Origin of the sequence: Pseudomonas sp. HMSC057H01 (assembly GCF_001836405.1) — a bacterium.
GTDB lineage: Bacteria > Pseudomonadota > Gammaproteobacteria > Pseudomonadales > Pseudomonadaceae > Pseudomonas > Pseudomonas aeruginosa.
In genome coordinates this window covers 92,139-116,145 of record NZ_KV828432.1, presented here as the reverse complement: position 1 = coordinate 116,145, position 24,007 = coordinate 92,139, and the positions used below count along the sequence as shown (strand labels likewise).

Genomic DNA, 24,007 nt, shown 5'->3' with positions numbered 1-24,007 from the left:
ACCCTTGGCGGAAAACGGCGGAAAGTCGTTCCCGGGATCATTCGAACGTGGCCGGGCGACCAGGCCCGGGGCGAGGCAGACGATGAACGGTGGATGGTGGCGAATGCTCGGGGTGGGCGCTCTCTCGCTGAGCCTGTGCGTCCAGGCGCAGGCCGACGACGGCCGAGGGGGACGCGGCGGACCCGGCGGCGAGCGCGGTGTTGCCCACGGACAACCGGGACCTGGCCGCGGCGAAGCGCATGGCGGCAGTTGGGGACCGCATCCCGACTGGCGTCCGGGCCGGATGGTGGATGCCTTGCCGCGCGGACACCTGCGGGTGCCCTATCGCGGCGGCGAGTATTTCTTCCACGACGGCTACTGGTACCGACCCGACGGCCCGCGCTATGTGCTGGTCGTGCCGCCCCGCGGGGTGCGCGTCCGCAGCCTGCCGCCCTATGCGGAGCAGGTCTGGCTGGGCAGCGTGCTGTACTTCCTTGCCGCCGGCACTTACTACCTGTGGCATGCCGACACCCGCGAGTACGAAGTGGTCAGCCCGCCGCCGCGGGCAGCGGGACCCGTTTATCCGGTCAGCGGGCCGGCCGCCAGCTACGACGTGGTGGCCTACCCCGCGCGCGGCCAGGGGCCCGACCAGCAGAGCCGCGACCGCTACGAGTGCCACCGCTGGGCGGTGGTCGAGAGCGGCTTCGACCCGGCGGGGGCGACCTACGCGCCGGCCGCCGAGGTCGCCAACGGCTACCGCCGGGCCATGGCCGCCTGCCTGAGCGGGCGCGGCTACAGCGTCAACTGACGGTTTCCTTGCCGACCACTTCCTGCGGGTCGGCATGGATCAGCACCTCGGCCTTCGGGTATTCGCGCTTGATCGCCAGCACTGCGCGGTCGGTCAGGGCGTGGGCCACCGACAGGCTCAGCTCGCCGGGCAGCTCGAGGTGCAACTGGACGAACCAGTGGTTGCCGGAAATCCGCGTGCGCACGTCGTGCGCGCCGAGCACTCCCGGCACGCTGCAGGCGAGTTCGCGCATGCGCTCGCTGATGTCGGTAGGCAGTTCCCGGTCCATCAGGATCGACACCGACTCGCGAGCGATCTGCAGGGCGCTCCAGAGGATGTACAGGGCGATGCCCAGGCCGAACAGGCCGTCGCTCTGTGGCCAGCCGTAGCGGGCCAGGAGCAGTGCCACGAGGATGCTGGCGTTGAGCAGCAGGTCCGAGCGGTAGTGCAGCGAGTCGGCGCGTATCGCGGTGGAACCGGTGCGGCGGATGACGTGGGTCTGGAAGGCCAGGAGAAGGGCCGTGAGCAGCAGCGACAGCAGCATCACCGCGATGCCCCAGGTGGCCGCGCCGAGGGGCTGCGGGTCGCGCAATTGCTCGACCGCCTGGATAGCCACCAGCACCGCGCTGGCACCGATGAACATCGCCTGGGCCAGGCCGGCCAGGGCCTCGGCCTTGCCGTGGCCGTAGCGGTGGTCGTCGTCGGCCGGGCGCAGCGAATAGTGCACTGCCAGCAGGTTGAGCAGCGAGGCGGCACTGTCCAGCAGGGAGTCGGTGAGGCCGGCGAGCAGGCTCACCGAACCGCTCAGCCACCAGGCAATGGCCTTGCCGATGACCAGGGTGACGGCGACACCGAGCGAGGCCAGGGTGGCCAGGCGCAGCAGGCGGGCGTGGGGGGAATCGGGACTCATGGGGCGCTTCTGTCAGGAGGGACGGCGCCACTGTAAACCAACCGGGCGGCGACCGGGCACTGACGCACGGTCGCGCTCGGAGGGCGGATCAGGCGGCCGGCTTCAGGCCATAGGCCGCCAGTTGCTCGACGCTGCCGCTGTGGCGGATGAGGCGCGGGTCGTCGAGCGGCAGTTCACGGCCGATCTCGCGTTCGAGGATGGCCTTGAGCTTGCGGTTGTCGACCTTGCCGTCCGCGCCGACGGCATCCTTGAGCACTTCCGGGGCGACCGAGTACTTGGCGTCGGGCAGGTAGATGGCGCCGGTGGCGAAGTCGACGCCGAAGGCGATCAGGCCGGGGATGATATAGAACAGCAGGCCGATGGCGTCGAAGGCGACGATGGCCGGATCGATGCGGCCGTCGATCTGGCCGCGTCGCTCGGGGTAGAACAGCGTACCGCAGGCCGACAACTGGCTCAGCAGGGCTGCACTGAGAACGGCACAGGAAACGCGGGTGGCAAGGCGCATGTATGACCTCCGGGTGAACATGACGGCGAACTATAGCAATCGACCAGCGTTCGGCAATCTTCTGCCGCGACGATGACGATAAGACCGTCGAAAGCGCCTGCCGGTTCGCCGGTATACTTCGTCGGTCAGTCCGGAGCCAGCATGATTTCCCTACCCATCGACGCCGTTGTTCCCGCCCTGCGCCAGGCCCTTGGTGCACAACACCAGGCCGTCCTGGAAGCCCCGCCGGGTGCCGGCAAGACCACCCGGGTGCCGCTGGCCCTGCTCGACGAGCCCTGGCTCGCCGGCCAACGCATCCTCATGCTCGAACCGCGACGCCTGGCGGCGCGGGCCGCGGCCGAGCGGCTGGCCGCCGAGCTGGGCGAAAAGGTCGGCGAGACCGTCGGCTACCGGATCCGCCTGGAGAGCAGGGTCGGCCCGAAGACCCGCATCGAAGTGGTCACCGAGGGTATCCTTGCCCGTCGCCTGCAAGACGACCCGGCGCTGGACGGTGTCGGCCTGGTGATCTTCGACGAATTCCAGGAGCGCAGCCTGGATGCCGACCTGGCCCTGGCGCTGACTCTCAATGGCCGCGAACTGTTGCGCGACGAGCCGCCGCTGAAAGTGCTGGTGATGTCGGCGACCCTGGAGGGCGAGCGTCTTGCGGCGCTGCTCGGCGAAGCGCCGGTGGTGCGCAGCGAGGGCCGCATGTTCCCGGTGGATATCCGCTGGGGACGGGCGGCGCAACCCGGCGAGTTCATCGAGCCGCGGGTGCAGCAGGCGGTGCTCCAGGCGCTGGCGGAGGAAAGCGGCAGCGTGCTGGTCTTTCTTCCCGGCCAGGCCGAGATCCGCCGCGTTCACGAAGGCTTGCGCGAAGCCCTTGGCGGACGCCCCGAGGTGCTGCTCTGCCCGCTGCATGGCGAGCTCGACCTCGCCGCCCAGCGCGCCGCCATCGAGCCGGCGTCGCGGGGCACGCGCAAGGTGGTGCTGGCGACCAACATCGCCGAGACCAGCCTGACCATCGACGGCGTACGGGTGGTGATCGACGCCGGCCTGGCGCGGGTGCCGCGCTTCGATCCGGGTAGCGGCATGACCCGCCTGGAGACCCAGCGCATCTCCCGCGCCTCCGCTACCCAGCGTGCCGGCCGCGCAGGGCGCCTGGAGCCGGGCGTATGCTACCGCTTGTGGTCGGAGAGCCAGCATGAGCAGTTGCCTGCCTACGGCACGGCGGAAATCCTCCAGGCCGATCTGGCCGGGCTGGCCCTGCAACTGGCGCGCTGGGGCGTGGCGCCGGAGGAGCTGGCCTGGCTCGACGCGCCGCCCGCGGCGGCCTACGCCCAGGCCCGCGAGCTGCTCGGGCGGCTGGGGGCGCTGAACGCCAGCGGTGCGTTGAGTGCCCATGGCCAGGCGATGGCCGCATTGCCGACCCATCCGCGCATTGCCCACCTGCTGCTGCGCGGCCAGGCCCTCGGCCTTGGCGAACTGGCTTGCGACGTAGCGGCGCTGCTCGGCGAACGTGACATACAGCGTGGCGGCGGCGCCGACCTGCACAGCCGTCTCGCCCTGCTCGCCGGCGAGGCCCGCGCTGGCGCCTCGCGCGGCGCGGTACAGCGCGCCCGGCAACTGGCCCGGCAGTTCCGCGGTTACCTGCGCGGCGCCGCCAGCGAAGCGGTCGTCGATCCCGGCCATCCTCGTTGGCTGGGCTGTCTGCTGGCCTTCGCCTATCCCGACCGCATCGCTCGCCAGCGCCGCGCCGGCGGCGGCGACTACCGGCTGGCCAATGGGCGCGCTGCGCAGTTCGGCGAACCGGACAGCCTGATGAAGCAGCCCTGGCTGGTGATCGCCGATCTGGGCAGCCGCCAGGGCCAGCGCGAAGAGCGGATCTACCTGGCCGCCGAACTCGATCCGAGGTTGTTCGATACGGTCCTGGCGGAGCAGGTCAGCCAGCGCGACGAGCTGCAGTGGGACGAGCGCGAAGGCGTGCTGCGCGCCGAGCGCCAGCGCCGGGTCGGCGAACTGGTGCTGTCCAGCGAGGCGCTACCCGGCCTCGACGAAGCGGCGCGCAGCCAGGCGCTGCTCGGCCTGGTCCGGCGCAAGGGCCTGGAGTTGTTGCCCTGGACCCCGGAACTGCGCCAGTGGCAGGCGCGCATCGGCTTGCTGCGCCGGCTGGACCTGGAAGACAAGGGCGAGAGCGAGTGGCCGGACGTCAGCGACGCCGCGTTGCTGGAACGGTTGGAGGAATGGTTGCCGGCCTATCTCGGCAAGGTCACCCGCCTGGCTCACTTCGCCAACCTCGACCTGGCTTCGATCCTCGCCGGGCTGCTGCCCTGGCCATTACCGCAGCGTCTCGACGAGTGGGCACCGAAAACCCTGGAAGTCCCCTCCGGCTCGCGCATCCGCCTGGACTACAGCGAAACCCCGCCGATCCTCGCGGTGCGCCTGCAGGAACTGTTCGGCCTCGGCGACACTCCGCGCATCGCCCAGGGCCGCCTGGCAGTGAAGCTGCACCTGCTGTCTCCCGCGCATCGTCCGGTGCAGGTGACCCAGGACCTGGCGAACTTCTGGCGCAGCACCTATGCGGAAGTCAGGAAGGACCTGAAGGGACGCTATCCGAAGCATTATTGGCCGGACGACCCGCTGGTGGCCGAGGCCACTGCCCGGGCCAAGCCACGCAAGTAGTCGACGGCGCTCAGAGCACCCGGGTCAGGTCGTCGTCGAGGAAGTGCCGGAAACTCAGGCGCTGGCCGTCGGCGAAGTCGAAGTGGCTGTCCAGGGTCGGGCCGTTGAGGACGAACTCCAGGGCCAGCAGGCGCACACCGACCAGGCCGCGCTGCCGGCCGAGGTCGTGCAGGCGGTACTCGCCCGGGCCTTCGTCGTTCTCGCAGGGCCGCGGCGCTTCGCCGCTGCGCCAGAACACCGTCTCGCCCTCGAAGTAGAGGCGATACCAGCGTTGCTCGAACTGCAGGTAGACCACGTTCACCGGATCGGCCGGACGGCCTTCCCACCACCATTCCTGGATCAGCAGCGACTGGCAGACCTGTCCGCGCAGGGCGGGCTGTTCGCCGTTGATCGTGCAGCAGGGGATGGCGGTATGCATCGGGCTCCTCCTCCGGGGTCGGTTCACAGCAGGGACAGGTCGGCGCCGTCGCTCCGCAACTGGTCGTAGGCCTGGTCCAGGCGGTCGCGCAGCGCTTCGGCGCCGGGAATGTGGCGCGAGACGATCATCCGCAGCGGCAGGCGGTACAGTTCCTGGCTCGCCAACGCCTGGCGGCTGGCCGCTTCCACCGGCGCCTGGTAGTCGAGCAGGTAGTCGCCGCGCCCGAGTTCGAGCATGCGCAAGGCAGCGTGGTGGGTGCCGGTGCGGTACAGGCGCAGGTGCAGGTTGGGGTCCTGGATGAAGTTGGTGACCGGTTTCCAGTAGCTGTAGCCGCTGATCAGGATCAGCCGGCGTCCGGCCAGGTCCTGGGGAACCCGCGGTGCCGGCTGGTGCGCCGGGTAGTACAGGTTCAGGCTGACGTGGCCGAGCACGCGCCGCGCCTGGAGGGTGTCGGCGGCCAGCTCCGGCTTGGCCGCGCCGGCCCACAGCGCCACGCTGCCGTCCTGCAGCCCCAGGTACAGGCGCGCGCTGGGCAGGGCACGGAACGCCGGACGATAGCCGGCCCGCTCCAGCAGCAGGCGGACCAGGCGGGCGCCGGAACCGGCGGCGTGGCCATCCCGGGCGGTATAGATGTAGGGGGGGAATTCGTAGTAGCCGACGTTCAACGACGGCCTTGCGTCCTGCGCATGGAGCTGCGGGGCGGCCAGCAGGGCGAACGCCAGCAGCGCGAGCAGGGGCGTTGTGGTGCGTAGGGGCATGGTGTCCGGCCTTGCCGTTTTTTGTTGTTATGAATGGGGGCGAAGCATGCGGCGCGCCGGGCCGCTTGTCCAGCCCGGCGCGCGCCCGGTCAATGGGGCAGCAGGAAGCGCGCGGCGAGCGGCAGGTGGTTGGAGATCTGCAGCGTATCGCTGCGCCGGACCCGGGCATCGAGACGGGTCAGCGAGGGGCTGTGGAACAGGTAGTCGAGGGTCCGATCCGGCCCCTGGACCCGTGGGTCGTTGGGGAAGTGCGTGTACCAGCGAACCTGGTCGACGCCACTGGCCTCTTCCAGCGACGGCACCATCGGGAAGCGCCCGCTCAGGACGGCCAGCTCGCTGTCTTCCCGGTAGGGCGCGCGCAGCGGCGCCAGCAGGTAGGGATACTGGCCGGGCGGCAGCAGGTTGAGGTCGCCGCCGAGCAGCCAGGGCGTGCGCCTGGCCTGCAGTTCGTCGAGCAGCGTACGGGTGGTCTCGACCTGGCGCTCGAGGGTGTCGTCGTTCGCCTGCGGGCGGTCGAAGCGGGCGTTGAGCACGGCCAGCTCGCCGCCGCCGTCGATCGGCAGGTGGCTGACCAGGATCGCCGGGCGCGGCCCGAACAGGCGGTCGAACAGCCCGCCATCGCGTGGCGGCAACTGGCGCCGCTCGGCGCTATCGATGCGATAGCGGCTCAGGGTGGCCTGCTTGCGGCCGACGCTGCCGAAGATGTGCGGCGTCGGCACGAAGGCCGACTTCCACTCGTAGGCCTGGGCGCTGCAATGGTAGAGATCGTTGATGCGCTCCTGGATCAGCGCCAGTTGGTCCTGATCGTCGGTGGCGCTGGAGCCGTCGTCGATCTCCTGGAGCAGGACCAGGTCCGGCTGCTCGTCGCGGATCACCCGGACCACCTCGTCGAGGGTGAACGCCAGGTCTTCGGCGGTGGGGCGCTGGTCCGGGCCGGTGGCATCCGGCAGGTCGTCCCAGAAGACGTAGCGCTTGCCGGCCAGGTACTGGATGTTCCAGGTCATCACCTTCAGGGCCTGCCCCGGCTTCAGCGCCGGCGCGGCGCCCTGGCAATGCAGGGGCGCGGCTTCGCGATCGGCGGGTTGCCAGCTCAGCAGGTAGCTGGCGAGCAGGGCACCGCCGACCAGCAGGAGCAGGCCGACGAACAGCAGGTTGCGTAGACGGGGCAGTGACATCGCAATCGAGACTATGCTGGAAAGGACCAGAGCATAGAGCTTGCCGCCGCGCATTTCACCCTTGCAGGTCGAATTGACGCAAGGGTTCGCGTTTTTTCGAGCGGGAGGGTATCGCATGCCGCGCAAGGTATTCAGCAGCCAGGCCTACCGCCACAAGGTGGTGCTGGTCAGTGGTGGTTGTTCTGGCATCGGTCGCGCGCTGGCGCTGCGTTTCGCCCGGGCCGGTGCGCGACTGGCGATCCTCGACCTCGACCAGGCGGCGCTGGACAGCCTGGTGCAGCACCTGCGCGACCATCTCGGCGGCGAGGCGCTCGGCCTGCGCTGCGACGTCGCCGACGCCGATGCGGTGGAGCGTGCCGTGGCGCTGGCGGTGGAGCGCTTCGGCGGCATCGACGTGCTGGTCAACAACGCCGGCATCACCCACCGCGGTACCTTCGCCGAAACCGGCCTGGGGGTTTTCCGCAAGGTCATGGCGGTGAACTTCTTCGGCGCCGTGCATTGCACCCGCGCGGCGCTGCCGAGCCTGCTCGAACGGCGCGGGCAGATCGTCGTGCTCAGTTCGCTGACCGGTTTCGCCCCGTTGCTCTACCGCAGCGCCTACAACGCCAGCAAGCATGCCTTGCACGGTCTGTTCGACACCCTGCGGATGGAGCTGGAAGGCACCGGCGTCAGCGTGACCCTGGCCTGCCCGGGATTCACCGCCACCGACCTGCGCAAGAATGCGCTGGTCGGCGATGGCTCGGTGACTCGCCAGCCGGTGCAAGTGCTGGGCAGCCAGGTGGCATCGCCGGTGGAGGTCGCCGAGGCGATCTTCCAGGGCGCCGCGCGGCGCCGGCGCCTGCTGGTGCTGTCCAACGTCAACTGGCGGGCGCGGCTGCTGGCGCGCTTCTTTCCGCGTCTCTTCGAAAAGCTGCTGGTGCCGCGCCTGTCGGGACTCAAGCCGCAACCCTGACGGCGCTCAGTGGGCGTGGTCGTGGGCGTCGAAGCCCTGGCTCATGTCCCAGTAGGAGGCCTCGACCTTGTGCCCGTCGAGGTCGCGGATGAAACACCCGTAGTAGGGCTCGCCGTAAAGCGGACGCGGGCCCGGCGCGCCCTCGTCGTCTGCGCCGGCGGCCAGGGCCGCGGCGTGGAAGGCGTCGACCTGGGCCTTGCTGTCGGCGAAGAGGCCGACGTGGCTGCCGTTGCCGACGCTGGCGGGACGGCCGTCGATCGGCGCCTGCACCCAGAACTCCGGATAGAGCTTGCCGTAGGCCACGGCGCCGGGGTATTCGAGGATCACCTTGCAGCCGAGGGCGGCCATCACCGCGTCGTAGAAGGCTCGGGCACGGGGAAAGTCGTTGGTGCCGATGGACAGGTGGGAAATGCAGCTGGGGTTGGCCGATTCGTCGCTCATGGTCCGTTCCTCGAGGCAGGGCTCGTCAAGCATAGGCCAGCGCGGCGAATCGGCGCGCGGCGCCGTTCACATCCCGTTGCGTGGCGCCGGACCGAGGCTGTAGATGCGGAAGGCGACGATGGTCAACAGCAGCTGGAAGAACCCGCTGAGCGTATGCAGGGCGACCCGCAGCACGACGGCGTCGCCGGCCGAATCGGCGAGCCAGGCTTCCAGGCTCCAGACCGGCAGCAGGATCACCAGCGAACAGGCGAGGATCAGGAAGAATCGCCCACGGGTGAACTCGAAGCTTTCCCGCAGCGCCTGCAGCGGACTACGGCCGCGCAGCACCAGGCAGAATTCGGCGAAGGCCAGCTTCACCATGACGAAGATGCCCGGCAGGATCAGCAGCGACAGGCCGAGCACGATCAGCAGCGAAGTCAGCGCCGCGAGTAGCGCGAAGGCTGGCCACAGGCGCAGCGCGGCGCTCCACAGCTGGCCGACGCGAGGCCGCTCGTCGCGCCCGCGCGCGTCCATGAACAGGATCAGGGCTGCGGTGTAGAGCGGGTAGAAGAGCAGTCCGGCGACCAGGCTCCAGGCGCCCATCTGCTGGGGGCCGACGGCTTCGTCGATCTGCTGCTGGAGCAGGCTTTCGAGGAATATCCAGGGCAGGCAGAGCGGCACCAGGGTGGTCAGGTGGCGGGTGAAGAAGAACCAGGCGTCACGCAGCGGCAGCAGAGGATTCATCGCGGGTCGGCAGATCGGATACGAGCCCGCGACTCTAACCCAGCCGGCCGCCGAGGCCAACGCCTGGCGGCCGCCGTTGCCGATCAGGCCGCTTCGCGGGCCTGGGCCTGCTCCAGTTCGCGGACCAGCGGCAACACGTGCTTGCCGAAATACTCCACTTCTTCGTGGAAGTGCAGGAAGGCCGACAGCACCAGGTCGACCCCGGCCGCCTTCAGCGCGACGATGCGTTCGGCGATCTGCCGTGGCGTGCCGATCAGGTTGGTCTTGAAGCCGTCGTTGTATTGCACCAGGTCTTCGAAGGTGGATTTGGCCCAGTTGCCATCGCCCTCCGGCGAGGCCTTGCCGGCCTGTTTCACCGCGTCGCCGAAGGCGTTCACCGCCTCGTAGTCGGCCTTGGCGATGATCTCGTCGAGCACCGCCCGCGCTTCCTCCTCGGTGTCGCGGGCAATGATGAAGGCGTTCACTCCGACCTTGACCGAATGGCCGTTGGCCGCCGCCTTGGCGCGGATGTCCTCGACCTGGGCGCGGATGCCGTCGATGCTGTTGCCGTTGGTGAAGTACCAGTCGGACACGCGCGAGGCCATGTCCCGCGCCGCCCGCGAGCTGCCGCCCTGGAAGATTTCCGGGTGCGGCTGCTGGATCGGCTTGGGTTTCAGGGTGTAGTCGTGGAAACGATAGAAATCGCCCTTGAAGGTGAAGTTTTCCTCGGTCCAGATGCCTTTCAGCACGCGGATGAACTCTTCGGAGCGCCGATAGCGTTCGTCGTGCTCCAGCCAGGGTTCGCCGATGCCGGTGAACTCTCCCTTGAACCAGCCGCTGACGATGTTCACCGCGACCCGGCCATTGGTCAGTTGGTCGATCGTCGCCAGTTGCTTGGCCACGACCGCAGGATGCCAGGGGCCAGGCAGGATCGCCGCGATCACCTTGAGCTTCTCGGTGGCCGCCAGCAGGGCGTGGCTGATGGCCACCGACTCGTGCTGGTACTCGGCGCCGTAGCCGGCGGTGAAGCGGATCTGCGAGAGGGCGTAGTCGAAGCCGTTGCGTTCCGCCAACTGGGCCAGCTTGCGGTTGTAGTCGATGTCCCAGCTGGTGCGCTGCTCGATCTTGCTCACCACCAGGCCGCCGCTGACGTTGGGGACCCAGTAGGCGAAGTGGATCGGCTGTTGCTCTTGGCTCATCGGGGGTATCTCCGGGTAGGGGCGTGGTCCGGTGTCTATGAAGGAACCGTGCCATCCCGGATTCATGTTTTCGAATCAATGGCTTATGGGGGATATGGCGGAGGCGGCCTGTCTTCTGCCGGACAGCCCTGTTGTCCCGCTGTTGCCCGGCAGACAGTCAGGCCGGCAAGCGCTGCAACAGTTCGGCGGCGCGCAGTACCACGGCGTACTCGCCGTGCAGGTTGGCCAACGCCATCGCATGTACCTCGTCGGCGCTGCGCGGGGTGCCATGGAAATCGGGCTTGGCGAAGGTGAAGCAGGCGTCGGCCACTACCCAGGTCTGGAAGCCGAGGTTGCCGGCGCTTCGTGCGCTGGCTTCCACCGAGTTCTCCGTGGCTACCCCGACGAGCGCCACCTGGCGGATGTCGCGGACATGGAGCCAGCGTTGCAGGCCGCTGTTGATGAAGGCGTCGGGAACGTTCTTCTCGAACACCGCCTCGTCGTCGCGCGGCGCCAGCGCTGGCTGGAACTCCACGCCGGGCTGGCCGGGCGCGAAGGGCGAGCCGGGCTGCCGGGAAATGTGCCGGACGTGCACCACCGGCCAGCCGGCGGCGCGCCAGGCGGCAAGCAGTTCGACGATGCGCGCCTCGGCGCCGGGATTGTTGCGCGGCGGCAGGTCGTGGCGCTGCATGCCGCGTTGCAGGTCGACGATCAGCAGGGCGACCTGGGGCCGTGCGGAGCGCTGGGCGTGGTCATTCATCGGGAATTCACCGGAGGAACTTGAGATCGTGCAGGGTGCTCCAATATTTCCCTTTGGTGCAATCCATCCTTCCTTCTCGAAATGCAGTCGAGGCGTGCGATGAAATCCGATGAGAAAACCCTGATCGACGGCCTGTTCAGCCGCCTGCGCGAGGCCGAGGGGCAGTCCGCTCCGCGTGACGCCGAGGCCGAGGCGCAGATCAACCAGCACCTGGTGCGGCAGCCGGCGGCGCCGTACTACATGGCGCAGGTGGTGCTGATCCAGGAAGCCGCGCTGAAGCGCCTCGACCAACGGGTGAAGGAGCTCGAGGCGCAGGTCGCCCAGTTGCAGCAGAGCCGTCCGAGCAGCGGCGGCTTCCTCTCCGGCCTGTTCGGTGGCGGCGCGCGCGACGAGCCGGCGCCGAGCCAACCGGGGCGCCCGGCGGGCTGGGGCGAGACGCGTTTCTCCAATCCGGCGGCGGGGGCCGGCGACATGCGTCCGGGTATGGCGCCCGCCGCGTCGGCCGCGCCTTCGCGGGCCAGCGGTTTTCTCGGCGGCGCGTTGCAGACGGCCGCCGGGGTCGCTGGCGGGATGCTGGTGGCCGACCTGCTCACCGGCATGTTCCGCCACAGCCAACCGCAGGAAATCGTCGAGGTGATCCAGGACGTCCCGGTGGATAACCTCGACGCCAGTCAGTTTGCCGATCCCGAGCCGGCAACCGAGCGCTTCGCCGATAGCGACTATCCCGCCGACGGCGGTTTCGCCGATGGCGATTTCAGCGATAGCGACTTCAACGACGACTCCAGCTTCCTCGGCGACGACGATTTGTTCACCTGACCGTTAGGGTTGCGGGCCGTGGGCTGCGATAATGGTGGCCCACTGCCGTCGTTCCGGAGTTCCCCTTGAGTCGTCCCGAGTCGCCCGCGGCGAAGAAGATCGCTGTCTTCGCCGATGTGCAGAACCTCTACTACACCGTGCGCCAGGCCTACGGCTGCCATCTCAACTACGCCGCCCTGTGGGCAGACATCGCTCGCGGCGGGAGCATCGTCGAGGCCTATGCCTACGCCATCGACCGCGGCGACCCGCGTCAGCAACAGTTCCAGCAGATTCTGCGCAACCTCGGTTTCACGGTGAAGCTGAAGCCCTACATCCAGCGTGCCGACGGCTCGGCCAAGGGTGACTGGGATGTCGGCATCACCATCGACGTACTGGATGCCGCGCCGCGGGTGGATGAAGTGGTGCTGCTCTCCGGTGACGGCGACTTCGATCTGCTGCTGGAGAAGGTCATCCGCGCCCACGGCGTCGTGGCTACGGCCTACGGGGTGCCTGGCCTGACCGCCAACGCGCTGATCCGAGCGGCGTCGCGCTACGTGCCGATCGAGGGCGGACTGCTGCTCAAGGGCTGACCGGCCGCGCTCCAGAGGACGATGGGAGACGGCGAATCCGCTAGAATGCCGTCCGTTTCCTTTTTTCCGAGTCGCTCATGACGTTCGCTTCCCTCGGTCTGCTCGACCCCCTGCTCAAGGCCCTCGAAGGGCTCGGCCACGGCACGCCTACGCCGATCCAGGCCCAGGCCATACCCCCGGCGCTCAAGGGCCGCGACCTGCTCGCCGCAGCACAGACCGGCACCGGCAAGACCGCCGGTTTCGCCCTGCCGTTGCTGCAGCGGCTGACCCTGGAGGGGCCGCAGGTCGCTGCGAACTCGGTGCGTGCACTGGTCCTGGTTCCGACCCGCGAACTGGCCGAGCAGGTCCACGCCAGCGTCCGCGACTACGGCCAGCACCTGCCGCTGCGTACCGCGGTGGCCTACGGTGGGGTCAGCATCAACCCGCAGATGATGAAGCTGCGCAAGGGGGTGGATATCCTCGTCGCCACTCCCGGGCGGCTGCTCGACCTGTATCGGCAGAACGCGGTGAAGTTCGCCCAGCTCCAGGCGCTGGTGCTGGACGAAGCCGATCGCATGCTCGACCTCGGTTTCGCCCGCGAGTTGGACGAGCTGTTCGCCGCGCTGCCGCGCAAGCGCCAGACCCTGCTGTTTTCCGCGACTTTCTCCGACGCCATCCGCACGCTGGCCCGCGAACTGCTGCGCGACCCGCTGTCCATCGAGGTCAGTCCGCGCAATACCGCGGCGAAGAGCGTCAGGCAATGGCTGGTGCCGGTGGACAAGAAGCGCAAGGCCGAGCTGTTCTGCCACCTGTTGCAGGCCAATCGCTGGCGCCAGGCGCTGGTCTTCGCCAAGACCCGCAAGAGCGTCGAGGAACTGGTCGGACTGTTGCAGCGCCAGGGTATCGCCGCCGACTCGATCCATGGCGACAAGCCGCAGCCGGCGCGGCTGCGCGCCTTGCAGCGGTTCAAGGCCGGCGAGGTAGACCTGCTGGTAGCCACCGACGTGGCCGCGCGTGGCCTGGATATCGAGGAAATGCCGCTGGTGGTCAACTTCGACCTGCCGATCGTCGCCGAGGACTACGTGCATCGCATCGGCCGTACCGGCCGTGCCGGGGCCTCCGGCCAGGCGGTGTCACTGGTCTGCGCCGACGAAGTGGAGCTGCTGGCGGCGATCGAGACACTGATCGGGCAGACCCTGCAGCGCCGCGAGGAGCCCGACTTCGCGCCGGAACACCGGGTGCCGCAGACCGCGCCGGGCGGCGTGGTGCTGAAGAAACCGAAGAAGCCGAAGAAACCCAAGGCCGCGGAGAGCGCCGGCAAGCCCGGCAAGATCCACTTGGGCAGTTGGTTCGACAGCAGCGCGCCGACGGTCAAGGCGGTGCGCAAGGCGCCGGGCTTCGGCGCGGGCGCGGCGGGCAAGCCGAAGAAGCGGCCGTCCGGCAAATAGCGAGGCGCTGGCGTACCGGTCTCTAGCGCCTGCCGCGCAACCAGGCCAGCGCGCCGAGTCCGGCCACGCGCCCGCTGGCGAAGCAGGCGGTCAACAGGTAGCCGCCGGTGGGCGCCTCCCAGTCGAGCATTTCCCCGGCGCAGAACACGCCGGGCAAGCCAGCGAGCATCAGGTTGCGGTCGAGCGCCTCGAAGCGCACGCCGCCGGCGCTGCTGATCGCTTCGTCCAGCGGACGCGGGCGCAGCAGCGTCAGCGGCAGGCGCTTGATCGCCGCCGCCAGGCGGGCCGGCTCGGCATAGGTGGCGGCGGGGGTGAGTTCACGCAGGAGGCCGGCCCGAACCCCATCGATGCCCAACTGGCTGCGCAGGTGATTGGCCATCGACCTGGAGCCGCGCGGGCGAGCCAGGGCTGCCTCGATCTGCTCGCGACGCCTGTTCGGCAACAGGTCCAGCCATACTTCGGCCGATCCCTGTGCCTCGATCCGTTCGCGGATGGCGGCGGAGAGGGCATAGACCAGGCTGCCCTCGATACCGTCGCGGGTCACGACGAATTCGCCCTGGCGCGGCGTTTCGCCCGCCAGTCCCATGGCCACCGGTTTGACCGGAGCGCCGGAGAACTTGTCGCGAAACAGCTCGCTCCAGCCGCCGATCTCGAAACCGCAATTGCTTGGCCGCAGGGGCTCGACCTCGACGCCGCGGGCCCGCAGCAGGGGCACCCAGGCGCCGTCGGAGCCCAGGCGCTGCCAACTGCCGCCACCGAGCGCCAGGATCACGGCGTCGGCCCGTATCGACAGGCGCTCGGCGGCGCTCTGGATGTCCAGCGTACCGTCCGCGTTCCAGCCCAGCCAACGGCAGCGGGTGTGGATGAGCACGCCTTGCTCGCGCAGGCGCTTGAGCCAGGCACGGAGCAACGGCGCGGCCTTCATGTCGGAGGGGAACACCCGGCCGGAACTGCCGACGAAGGTGTCGATACCCAGGCCGTGGATCCAGGCGCGCAACGCATCCGCGTCGAATTCGCCGAGCAGTGCGGCGATTTCCTTCTGGCGCCTGCCATAGCGGCCGAGGAATTGTTCCCTGGCCTCGGCATGGGTGATGTTCATGCCGCCGACGCCCGCGAGGAGGAATTTCCGGCCGACCGAGGGCATGGCGTCGAACACTTCCGTGCGTACGCCCGCCTGGCTCAGGACCTCCGCGGCCATCAGGCCTGCGGGACCGCCGCCGACGATGGCGACCTGGGGGGAAGGGGAGGATGCTTGACTGGGCATGTGGACGACGAGCGAGACCTGGGGAAACCGGCGTGCAGTGTAACCGAGGCGAAGACCGCCTCCGAGCCTTGTCGATGCCACCTGGTCCGCTCGCCGTGCGCCTGGTCAGGAACTGATCAACCGTCGCAAGGCCAGGCACGATGCGCTGCACGGAGCGTTTTTCGCACCTTATCCACAGGCGGTTCCACATGCTTTGTGGAAATCCGCCGATGCTCGTGGCGTGGCAGGAACGGCTTCCGGCCGCGCTTGCTCGAAGGTGCCTAGGCCTGGGCTTCGACAGCGAAGCGCCAGGTCAGTGGATCAGCGAATTGCGCTTGGCGAACTCTGCGAGGTCGACCAGCGAACCCAGGCCGAGCTTCTGCAGCAGGCGGGTCTTGTAGGTGCTGACGGTCTTGTTGCTGAGGAACAGCTTCTCGCCGATGGCCTTGTTCGAATAGCCCATGGCGAGATGCTGGAGGACGATCATCTCGCGGTCGGAGAGCAGGCCGATAAGCTCGCTTTCGGAAATGCGCTCCGGCGGGGTGCCGAGGGTATCGAACGTGAGCGAAGGAAAGAACGTGTAGCCAGCGATCACGGCGTTCAGGGCGTTGATCAGGTTGTTCAGGTCTTCTTCCTTGTTGACGAACCCACGGGCGCCGACCTGGATACAGCGCTTGCAGAACGCCTCTGCGGATTGTGAAGTGAGTACCAGCACCTGGGTGCGCAGTTCCAGCGACTTGATCCGCGAGATCACGGTCAGGCCGTCGAGCTTGGGAATGCCGATGTCGAGAATCACCACGTCCGGTTCGTGCTCCCGGACCAACTGGATGGCATCCACGCCATTGTCCGTCTCGGCCACCACCTGCAAACCATGCTTTTCCAGCAGGACGCGCACGGCGAGGCGGATGACGGGGTGGTCGTCGACGATCAGGACGGTATGCATAAATTCGATTTACCTTGAGGGACCGGGGCAGGGTCGGGATTCGATTTCCCGGGCGCTGCCGCCGGTGGTCATCCATGTTGGGCGCTAGGCCGAGATCGCCGTCCAGAATAGCCTGTTGAGGCGGGGCGATTCGGTTTTTCATGTGGAACCATGCTAATCCAACCGAACCTCCAAATCAGTAGGAAAATTCCCACAAAACATGGGGACTTGTCCCATAGGTCTAGTAAGGGAAACACAGCAGTATATCGCCGGTATTTCCTGGAAACCCTGTGTGGACCGTGATGAATGATTTGAATGTTCTGGTGTTGGAGGATGAGCCTTTTCAGCGCCTGGTAGCCGTCACAGCCCTGAAGAAAGTGGTGCCCGGATCGATCCTCGAGGCGGCGGACGGCAAGGAGGCGGTGGCGATCCTGGAGTCCTGCGGACACGTCGACATCGCCATCTGCGACCTGCAGATGAGCGGCATGGACGGCCTGGCATTCCTTCGCCACGCAAGCCTGAGCGGCAAGGTTCATTCGGTGATCCTCAGCAGCGAGGTGGATCCCATCCTGCGCCAGGCCACCATTTCGATGATCGAGTGCCTGGGCCTCAATTTTCTCGGCGACCTCGGCAAGCCATTCAGCCTGGAGCGGATCACCGCCCTGTTGACCCGCTACAACGCTCGTCGCCAGGACCTGCCGCGACAGATCGAAGTCGCCGAGCTGCCCTCCGTGGCGGACGTGGTGCGCGGCCTCGACAACGGCGAGTTCGAAGCCTACTACCAGCCCAAGGTGGCCCTGGATGGCGGCGGCCTGATCGGCGCCGAGGTCCTGGCACGCTGGAACCACCCGCATCTCGGCGTATTGCCGCCGTCGCATTTCCTCTATGTGATGGAAACCTACAACCTGGTCGACAAGCTGTTCTGGCAACTGTTCAGCCAGGGTCTGGCGACGCGCAGGAAGCTGGCGCAGTTGGGGCAGCCGATCAACCTGGCGTTCAACGTCCATCCTTCGCAACTGGGTTCGCGTGCGCTGGCCGAGAACATCTCGGCGTTGCTGACCGAGTTCCACCTGCCGCCCAGTTCGGTGATGTTCGAGATCACCGAGACCGGGTTGATCAGCGCTCCTGCCAGCAGCCTGGAGAACCTCGTGCGTCTGCGGATCATGGGCTGCGGCCTGGCGATGGACGATTTCGGCGCCGGCTATTCGTCCCTCGACCGGCTCTGCGAGTTTCCCTTCAGCCAGATCAAGCTGGACAGAACCTTCGTCCAGAAGATGAAGACCCAGCCCAGGAGTTGCGCCGTCATCAGCAGTGTCGTGGCGTTGGCGCAGGCGCTGGGAATTTCCCTGGTGGTGGAAGGGGTGGAGAGCGACGAACAACGGGTACGCCTGATCGAACTCGGTTGCTCCATAGCCCAGGGCTACCTGTTCGCCCGGCCGATGCCGGAACAGCACTTTCTCGACTATTGCTCCGGATCCTGACGCCGCCGCCCTGGCCTCGGCTGCCGCTAGCCGAACGCCGGGCCTCGCGCCGGACGCGTTTCCTTTCCATACAACTGCCGGCCCTGCCGCACAGACCTTTCATGCGATCAAAACTATTCCTGCTGTTCTTCTGCCTGCTGCTGTCGGGCGGACGCCTGTTCGCCATCGAAGCGCATCCGTCCCTGACGCTGTTCAGCCAGTTGCGCATCGAGCACGAGGACATGGCGATCGCCGAGGACGACTGGGCCTGGCTGCGCCACAAGGGTCACCTGAGGCTCGGCGCGGCGCTGGACGAGACCTCGCCCTTCAACGTCCGGCTCGACGACGAGAACTACGAAGGCATAACGGCGGACGTCGCCACGCTGGTCGGACAGTTGCTCGGCATGCGCATCAAGGTCGTGAGCTTCGATACCCATGCGGATGCCGTGGCGGCGCTCGCTGCCGGAAAGATCGACCTGCTTGGCAGCCATTACAGCTCGGCGGGCGATTCTTCCCTGGTGCTCAGCCAACCCTACGCCCGTGACCGATTGGCGGTGTTCAAGCGGATGGGGGAAAAGCGCAACTCGCCGGAGGATCTCGCCGGACTCAGCGTGGCGGTGGCCCGGGAGCATGTCGGGGAATTGCGCCAGCGTTTCCCGCGGGCGCGTTTCGTGGTCTTCGGCAGCCATGACGAGGCCGTTGCCGCGGTGGCTTTCGGACATACCGACCTGTATCTCGACGATGTGCTCAGCGCCTACCACCGGATCAATCGATCCTATTACGGCTACGTGAGGTTCGAGCGGTTTGCCGATGCCCGCCTGGAAGGGGGCTACGGCTTCCTCCTTCGTCGCGGCGATACGAACCTGTTGCGCGTCGTCAACTCGGCCATCGGCGCGATCAACCAGGACCGTCTCGAAAGCATCGCCAGGCGCTGGGTCGGCAGCGGCTCCCTGCCAACGGGCCAGCGTATCGCGCTGACGCCGCAGGAGAGCCGCTGGATCGCTCGCCACCCGGTGGTGCGGTTGGTCATCAACGACGACCTGGCGCCGCTGGCCTTCTTCAATTCCGACGAGACCTTCTCGGGCATCGCCTCCGACCTGCTGGACATGATTTCCCGCCGCACCGGCCTGCATTTCCAGGTCACGCCTCGCAGTGGCGGCTTCCCCGAGCAGATCGGCGTATTGGCCAGGAAGGAGGCGGACCTGGCGATCATGAGCCGCAGCAGCAAGCGCGAGGAAATGCTGCGTTTCACCCGCTCGTTCCTGTCCACCTCGTACGTCCTCGTCACCCGGGCGGACGACAAGGGACGCGCGGAGAGCCCCGGAAGCCTCGACGGCAAGCGCATAGCGATTCCCGCCGGCCATGTGGGCATGCAACAGGTGCGCGAGCGCTATCCGCAGGCCTCGATAGTGGAGGTCGGCGTCGCGCTGGATGCCATGAACCTGGTCTACGAAGGACGGGCCGACGCGGCGGTGGTGCCGCTGGTCACCGCTCGCTACTACATCGTCCGGTTGTTCCGCGAGAGGCTGGCGATCGCCGACCTGGTTCCCATCGGTGCGGCCACCGCCCACTTCGCCGTTCGCCGAGGCGACGCCGAACTCCAGTCGATTCTCGACAAGGCCTTGCTGAGCATCTCGCCGGACGACCTGAGCGATATCGTCAATCGCTGGCGCTCGCCGCCGGGAATGAGCGGCCAGACCTGGGTCGACTACATCCTGGTGATCACCGAGATCCTGGCGATCGCAGCGGCCTTGCTGCTGTTCTGCCTGGGCTGGGTCACTTATCAGCGCCGGCAGATCAGGGCGCGCGCGCGGGTCGAACAGGCGCTCAGCGACCAGTTGCGGTTCGTCGAGGCCCTGACCGACTGCATGCCCCCGCCGCTGTATGTGCGCGATGTCAACGGACGGATGCTGTCCTGCAACCGCAGCTACTTGCAGAGCGTCGGCCTGAGTTCCGAGGAGGTGATGAACCGCACCGTGCTCGAGCTGCCCATGGAAAACTTCGAGACCGCTCCGGAGTTCCATCGCAGCTACCTGATGGCCATGCGCGAGGGCAGGACCATCGAGGCGGTCTACCCGGTGGCGCTGGGCGGCCGGGAGCGCTGGATCGACCACTGGATCCAGCCGTTCCGCGATTCCAGCGGGACCATCCGCGGTGTCATCTGTGGCTGGCTGGACATCACCGAGCACCGCCAGTTGATCGACGAACTGGAAGAAGCGAAGAACCTGGCCGACGAAGCGAGCCGGGCCAAGACCACCTTCCTGGCGACCATGAGCCACGAGATACGCACGCCGATGAATGCGGTGATCGGCATCCTCGAACTGGCGCTCAAGCGTGCCGAGACCGGTCGGGTGGACCGCTCCAGCATCGAGATCGCCTATGCCTCGGCGAAGAGCCTGCTGGAGCTGATCGGCGATATTCTCGACATCGCCCGCATCGAGTCCGGTCGCCTCAGCCTGTCGCCGAAACGGGCCAACCTGCGCGAGCTGGTGGAATCGGTGGCACGGGTGTTCGAAGGCCTGGCCCGGCAAAAGCGCCTGAGCCTGGTGCTGGAGATCGATTCGAGTATCAACGGCGACGTACTGCTGGATGCCATGCGCTTCAAGCAGATCCTCTCCAACCTGGTCAGCAACGCGATCAAGTTCACCGACGAGGGATCGATCCGCATCCGCATCGATGGCCGCCAGGTGGAGCCGTCGCTGTTGCAGGTCAATCTCTGTGTGGAAGACACCGGCATCGGTATTTCCCTGGGCGACCAGCAGCAATTGTTCCGGCCTTTCGCCCAGGTCAACCGCAACCTGCAGAACACCGAGGGCACCGGGCTCGGCCTGGTGATCTCGCGCTCGCTGTGCGAAATGATGGGAGGGCGTCTGGTGATGAGCAGCGAGCTGGGGCAGGGTACGCGGATCGACGTCGAGCTGCGCCTGCAGGTGCTGGAACCGATCGTCGAGAACGTGCGGGCGATCCCGCTCGGCAGTCGCCAGGCGCGGCGGTTGCAGGTGCTGGTGGTGGACGACCATGCGGTCAACCGGCAGATCCTCCATCAACAACTGAGCTTCCTCGGTCATGACGTGGAGGAAGCGGAGAACGGCCTGAACGCTCTCAACCTCTGGCATGGGCAACCGTTCGACATGGTCATCACCGACTGCCACATGCCGCTGATGAGCGGCTCCGACCTCGCCCGCTCGATCCGCCAGGAGGAGCGCGAGAATGGCGAGGAACCGGTGGTCATCATCGGCCTCACCGCGGACGCCCAGCCGGAGGAGATCGAGCGTTGCATCCAGGCTGGAATGAACGAATGCCTGATCAAGCCCATCGGTCTCGATGTTCTCGAGGAGCGTCTTCTGGCCCTGGGCTTCGCCGACGACGACCTGCCCGTCACCATCGACGCCGAACCCGTCGCCATACCGTCGGACCCCCGTCTCTACGACCTGGATTCCCTGCATGCGCTGACCGGCGGCGAGCCGACGATGCTCAGGCGGCTGCTCGATGAACTGCTGACCAGCAACCGCAAGGACCTGGAGACCCTCGAGGGACTGGTGCAACGCCAGGAGACCGGCGAACTGGCCGAGCTGGCGCATCGGATCAAGGGCGCGGCGAGGGTGGTGCGTGGCGAGCAACTGGTGGAAAGCTGCCGGCGCCTCGAGGATGCCTGCCTCAGCCCGAACGCCTCGTTCGCCTGGGTGGAGGAGTGCGCCGTTGGGGTGAAACTGGCGATCCTCGCCCTGGACGAGAGCCTGGTGGAAGAGTGCACGGATTGACGTGGCCTGCGCCCGTTGCCCGGGCGGTAAACCAATCGTCATCGCTTTGCCCGAGGATCGGGCATGTCCAGGCGCGGAAAAGACTACACTCCGGTTGGGGAGCCTTTTCCGCGGAGCCTGACCAAAGATCGGAATACCGCCCTCGCGGGCACCCCAGCCGATTCCTGCGGTCAGATAGTCCTTCTGGAGTGCGTTGAACGAAAGGAACCAAGCGATGGCCGACCTGACCAGCCTGAGCATCGAGCATCTGCGCTCGCCACGGCTGTATACCCACCGTCTGATCCTGCGGCCCTGGCTGGTGCAGGACCGAGCCAGGTTCGCCGAGCTGAATGCCGACCCGCGGGTGATGGAGTTCTTTCCGTCCTGCCTGGATCGCGCCCAGAGCGACGCGTTGCTGCGCCGCATCGACGCGCACTTCGCCGAGCACGGTTTTGGCTGGTGGGCGCTGCAGGTCAAGGGCGGCGATCCTTTCATCGGCTACGTGGGGCTGGAGGTCGTGGACTTCGATGCGCCCTTCGTACCCGCGGTGGCCATCGGCTGGCGTCTCGCCGCCGAGCATTGGGCGGAGGGCTTCGCCCACGAGGCGGCCGAGGCGGCGCTGAGCTACGCCTTCGATACCCTTGGCCTGGACCAGGTGGTGGCTTTCACCGTACCGGCCAACGAGAACTCCCTGGGACTGATGGAGCGCCTGGGGATGCATCGCGATCCCACCGACGACTTCGAGCATCCCGACCTGCCCCCCGGCCACCGCTTGCGGCATCATGTGCTGTACCGGTTGACGCGCGAGGACTGGCTTCGCAGATGAGTCGGCCGTTTCCGAAAAGGCCTCCCATGAACGCGAACCTTCCCCCTTCCGCCATTTCCGAACTGCATGGCCCGCGCCTGCTGCTGCGCGCCTGGCGCGACAGCGACCGCGAGGCGTTCGCCGAGATGTGCGCCGACCCGCAGGTAATGGAATTCTTCCCCAGTGTGCTCGACCGCGCGCAGAGCGACGCCTTGGTCGATCGCGTCCAGGCGCATTTTGCCGAGCGTGGCTACGGGCCCTGGGCCCTGGAGCTACCGGGCGAGGCGGCGTTCATCGGATTCACCGGCCTGTTCGACGTGACCATGGACGTGCACTTCGCCCCGACCGTGGAGATCGGCTGGCGCCTGGCGCCCGCCTACTGGGGCCGTGGATTCGCCCGCGAAGCGGCGGAAACCGCCTTGGACTTCGCCTTCGAGCGGCTGCGCCTGCCCGAGGTGGTGGCCTTCACCACGCCGCCCAACCGCCGCTCCTGGGGCTTGATGGAGCGCCTGGGCATGCGTCGCGATCCGGCCGAGGATTTCGACCACCCACTCCTGGCAGCGGATCACCCGATGCGCCGGCATATCCTCTATCGCGTCGACGCGGCCCGCTGGGCGGAGCGGTGAACATGGGCGACGGCGGCGGCGAGGTGCTCTCCTACCATCGCCTCAGCATGCATCGCCCGGAGCGCTACGCTCCCGGTCCCGGCGGACTGGACTGGGCGACCCAGCCGGCGCCGTTCCGCCAGTACCGGGGCTGCCGGCAAGTCGAACTGCTGCATCGGCCGCTGGAGGAGTCGCCACCCTACGACGGGGTGTTTTCCGGGCCGGCGGCCGCGCCCTCCCGGCTCGATCGCCGCAGCCTCTCGCAGATGCTCTACGACGGATTGGCGCTGTCGGCCTGGAAGGAGGCCGGCGGCACTCGCTGGGCGCTACGGGTCAATCCGTCGAGCGGCAACCTGCATCCCACCGAAGCCTACCTGCTGCTTCCCGGCGGTACCCTGGAGCCGGCGCCACTGCTCGCCCACTACCGTCCCGACAAACATGCCCTGGAGGTGCGCGGCGAACTGCCGGCGCCGCTGGCTTCGCTGCTGGATGACTGCTTGCCGGCCGGCGGCTGCCTCCTGGCATTGACCAGCGTGCCCTGGCGCGAGGCCTGGAAATACGGTGAGCGAGCCTATCGCTACTGCCAGCATGACCTCGGCCACGCGCTGGCCTGCCTCTCGATCGCCGCGGCGATTCAGGGCTGGGAGATGCGCCTGCTGCGCGGCGTCGCCGAAAGCGCACTGGACGGCCTGTTCGGCCTTGACCGGGACGGCTTCGCCGAGTGCGAGAGCGTCGACGCACTGTTCTGGATCGGGCCGGCGCTCACGCAGGAGCCTTCCCTTTCGCCGCGCCTGTGCGAAGGGCTGGCGGCCCTGCCATTGGCCGGCGCACCGAACCGGCTGTCGCGGGAGTACCGGGACTGGCCGGAGTTGCAGCGGATACATGGGCTATGCCGGGCGCCGCGCCTGCCGGCACGCCCGTGGAGGGTCGCACCGGGCGAGCCCGGCAACGACAACCCCGGCCTGCCGCTGCGACCGCTGCTGCATCGGCGGCGTAGCGCGCAGCGCATGGACGGGCGCGCCGGCATCGATGTCGAACTGCTGCGGGCCTGGCTGCGCAGGCTGCTGCCGGAGCGCTCGCCGGTGCCTTTCGCGGTCACCGGCGAGGCCGCGCGGGTCGATCTACTGCTGTTCGTCCATCGCGTCCGGGGCCTGGTGCCGGGGTTGTACTGGCTGGATCGCAGCGGCCTGCGGCGGC

22 protein-coding genes are annotated in these 24,007 nt (G+C 67.7%); 11 read left to right on the top strand and 11 right to left on the bottom strand.

From position 1 onward, the window contains the following. Positions 1 to 103: 103 nt before the first annotated feature. Positions 104 to 787, top strand: coding sequence for a DUF6515 family protein (locus HMPREF2581_RS10090; protein ID WP_049259938.1), 684 nt, complete (start codon positions 104 to 106; stop codon positions 785 to 787). Here HMPREF2581_RS10090 and fieF read toward each other — a convergent pair. Together fieF and HMPREF2581_RS10080 are read right to left on the bottom strand one after the other, a co-directional pair. Continuing rightward, on the bottom strand, positions 780 to 1,676 hold the full coding sequence (gene fieF, locus HMPREF2581_RS10085; RefSeq protein WP_003093118.1) for a CDF family cation-efflux transporter FieF: 897 nt from the start codon (positions 1,674 to 1,676) through the stop codon (positions 780 to 782). The two genes, HMPREF2581_RS10090 and fieF, sit on opposite strands and share 8 nt — an antisense overlap. Before the next feature lie 88 nt (positions 1,677 to 1,764). Beyond that, positions 1,765 to 2,181 (bottom strand): hypothetical protein, encoded by a 417-nt coding sequence (locus HMPREF2581_RS10080; RefSeq protein WP_003093116.1) that lies wholly within the window; start codon positions 2,179 to 2,181, stop codon positions 1,765 to 1,767. Positions 2,182 to 2,322: 141 nt separating this feature from the next. Between HMPREF2581_RS10080 and hrpB the strand changes: the two genes are divergently transcribed. Beyond that, positions 2,323 to 4,839, top strand: coding sequence for an ATP-dependent helicase HrpB (gene hrpB / locus HMPREF2581_RS10075; RefSeq protein ID WP_003137713.1), 2,517 nt, complete (start codon positions 2,323 to 2,325; stop codon positions 4,837 to 4,839). Positions 4,840 to 4,849: 10 nt separating this feature from the next. Here hrpB and HMPREF2581_RS10070 read toward each other — a convergent pair whose 3' ends face one another. From HMPREF2581_RS10070 to HMPREF2581_RS10060, 3 genes are all read right to left on the bottom strand, one after another. After that, on the bottom strand, positions 4,850 to 5,257 hold the full coding sequence (locus HMPREF2581_RS10070) for a hypothetical protein (protein ID WP_003093113.1): 408 nt from the start codon (positions 5,255 to 5,257) through the stop codon (positions 4,850 to 4,852). Between the two features lie 23 nt (positions 5,258 to 5,280). Next, complete coding sequence (locus HMPREF2581_RS10065; protein WP_003093112.1) at positions 5,281 to 6,015, bottom strand: substrate-binding periplasmic protein; 735 nt, start codon at positions 6,013 to 6,015, stop codon at positions 5,281 to 5,283. Between the two features lie 89 nt (positions 6,016 to 6,104). Next, a complete protein-coding gene (locus HMPREF2581_RS10060; protein ID WP_003110387.1) occupies positions 6,105 to 7,244 on the bottom strand; it encodes an endonuclease/exonuclease/phosphatase family protein in 1,140 nt (379 codons plus the stop codon). Positions 7,245 to 7,305: 61 nt separating this feature from the next. Here HMPREF2581_RS10060 and HMPREF2581_RS10055 point away from each other — a divergent pair, with 61 nt between their 5' ends. Continuing rightward, complete coding sequence (locus HMPREF2581_RS10055) at positions 7,306 to 8,142, top strand: SDR family oxidoreductase (RefSeq protein WP_003093110.1); 837 nt, start codon at positions 7,306 to 7,308, stop codon at positions 8,140 to 8,142. Positions 8,143 to 8,148: 6 nt separating this feature from the next. Here HMPREF2581_RS10055 and HMPREF2581_RS10050 read toward each other — a convergent pair whose 3' ends face one another. The 4 genes from HMPREF2581_RS10050 to HMPREF2581_RS10035 all read right to left on the bottom strand — a co-directional run bounded on the left by HMPREF2581_RS10050 (position 8,149) and on the right by HMPREF2581_RS10035 (position 11,223). Then, complete coding sequence (locus HMPREF2581_RS10050) at positions 8,149 to 8,583, bottom strand: VOC family protein (RefSeq protein WP_003137714.1); 435 nt, start codon at positions 8,581 to 8,583, stop codon at positions 8,149 to 8,151. A gap of 66 nt (positions 8,584 to 8,649) precedes the next feature. Then, entirely contained in the window at positions 8,650 to 9,306 is a 657-nt protein-coding gene (locus HMPREF2581_RS10045; protein WP_003093108.1) for a DUF7847 domain-containing protein, read from the bottom strand. A gap of 83 nt (positions 9,307 to 9,389) precedes the next feature. Next, on the bottom strand, positions 9,390 to 10,484 hold the full coding sequence (gene sfnG, locus HMPREF2581_RS10040; RefSeq protein WP_003137716.1) for a dimethylsulfone monooxygenase SfnG: 1,095 nt from the start codon (positions 10,482 to 10,484) through the stop codon (positions 9,390 to 9,392). Between the two features lie 157 nt (positions 10,485 to 10,641). Beyond that, positions 10,642 to 11,223, bottom strand: coding sequence for a cysteine hydrolase family protein (locus tag HMPREF2581_RS10035; RefSeq protein WP_003137718.1), 582 nt, complete (start codon positions 11,221 to 11,223; stop codon positions 10,642 to 10,644). A gap of 99 nt (positions 11,224 to 11,322) precedes the next feature. On the opposite strand from HMPREF2581_RS10035, the gene HMPREF2581_RS10030 reads away from it, so the two are divergent. The 3 genes from HMPREF2581_RS10030 to HMPREF2581_RS10020 all read left to right on the top strand — a co-directional run bounded on the left by HMPREF2581_RS10030 (position 11,323) and on the right by HMPREF2581_RS10020 (position 14,035). Beyond that, positions 11,323 to 12,039: a DUF2076 domain-containing protein gene (locus tag HMPREF2581_RS10030; protein WP_016254299.1), complete on the top strand. Its 717-nt coding sequence runs from the start codon at positions 11,323 to 11,325 to the stop codon at positions 12,037 to 12,039. 65 nt (positions 12,040 to 12,104) lie between these two features. Further along, positions 12,105 to 12,608 carry a LabA-like NYN domain-containing protein gene (locus HMPREF2581_RS10025; RefSeq protein ID WP_003093104.1) on the top strand — a complete coding sequence of 168 codons (504 nt, stop codon included), beginning with the start codon at positions 12,105 to 12,107 and terminating at the stop codon, positions 12,606 to 12,608. Positions 12,609 to 12,685: 77 nt separating this feature from the next. Beyond that, positions 12,686 to 14,035 (top strand): RNA helicase RhlE1, encoded by a 1,350-nt coding sequence (locus HMPREF2581_RS10020; RefSeq protein WP_003118269.1) that lies wholly within the window; start codon positions 12,686 to 12,688, stop codon positions 14,033 to 14,035. Between the two features lie 22 nt (positions 14,036 to 14,057). Here HMPREF2581_RS10020 and HMPREF2581_RS10015 read toward each other — a convergent pair whose 3' ends face one another. Continuing rightward, entirely contained in the window at positions 14,058 to 15,299 is a 1,242-nt protein-coding gene (locus HMPREF2581_RS10015; protein WP_003110392.1) for a TIGR03862 family flavoprotein, read from the bottom strand. A gap of 292 nt (positions 15,300 to 15,591) precedes the next feature. Beyond that, entirely contained in the window at positions 15,592 to 16,221 is a 630-nt protein-coding gene (locus tag HMPREF2581_RS10010) for a response regulator transcription factor (protein ID WP_003093094.1), read from the bottom strand. Positions 16,222 to 16,502: 281 nt separating this feature from the next. Here HMPREF2581_RS10010 and rocR point away from each other — a divergent pair, with 281 nt between their 5' ends. From rocR to HMPREF2581_RS09985, 5 genes are all read left to right on the top strand, one after another. Beyond that, positions 16,503 to 17,681 carry a two-component system response regulator cyclic di-GMP-specific phosphodiesterase RocR gene (gene rocR, locus HMPREF2581_RS10005; protein ID WP_003106013.1) on the top strand — a complete coding sequence of 393 codons (1,179 nt, stop codon included), beginning with the start codon at positions 16,503 to 16,505 and terminating at the stop codon, positions 17,679 to 17,681. Between the two features lie 101 nt (positions 17,682 to 17,782). Further along, entirely contained in the window at positions 17,783 to 21,421 is a 3,639-nt protein-coding gene (locus HMPREF2581_RS10000; RefSeq protein WP_003137721.1) for a transporter substrate-binding domain-containing protein, read from the top strand. 214 nt (positions 21,422 to 21,635) lie between these two features. After that, entirely contained in the window at positions 21,636 to 22,226 is a 591-nt protein-coding gene (locus HMPREF2581_RS09995) for a GNAT family N-acetyltransferase (RefSeq protein WP_003110394.1), read from the top strand. Between the two features lie 26 nt (positions 22,227 to 22,252). After that, positions 22,253 to 22,831 carry a GNAT family N-acetyltransferase gene (locus HMPREF2581_RS09990; protein WP_003110395.1) on the top strand — a complete coding sequence of 193 codons (579 nt, stop codon included), beginning with the start codon at positions 22,253 to 22,255 and terminating at the stop codon, positions 22,829 to 22,831. A gap of 2 nt (positions 22,832 to 22,833) precedes the next feature. Next, positions 22,834 to 24,007, top strand: a 1,174-nt coding sequence (locus HMPREF2581_RS09985) for a SagB/ThcOx family dehydrogenase (RefSeq protein WP_070867319.1), incomplete at its 3' end; no start/stop codon positions are given.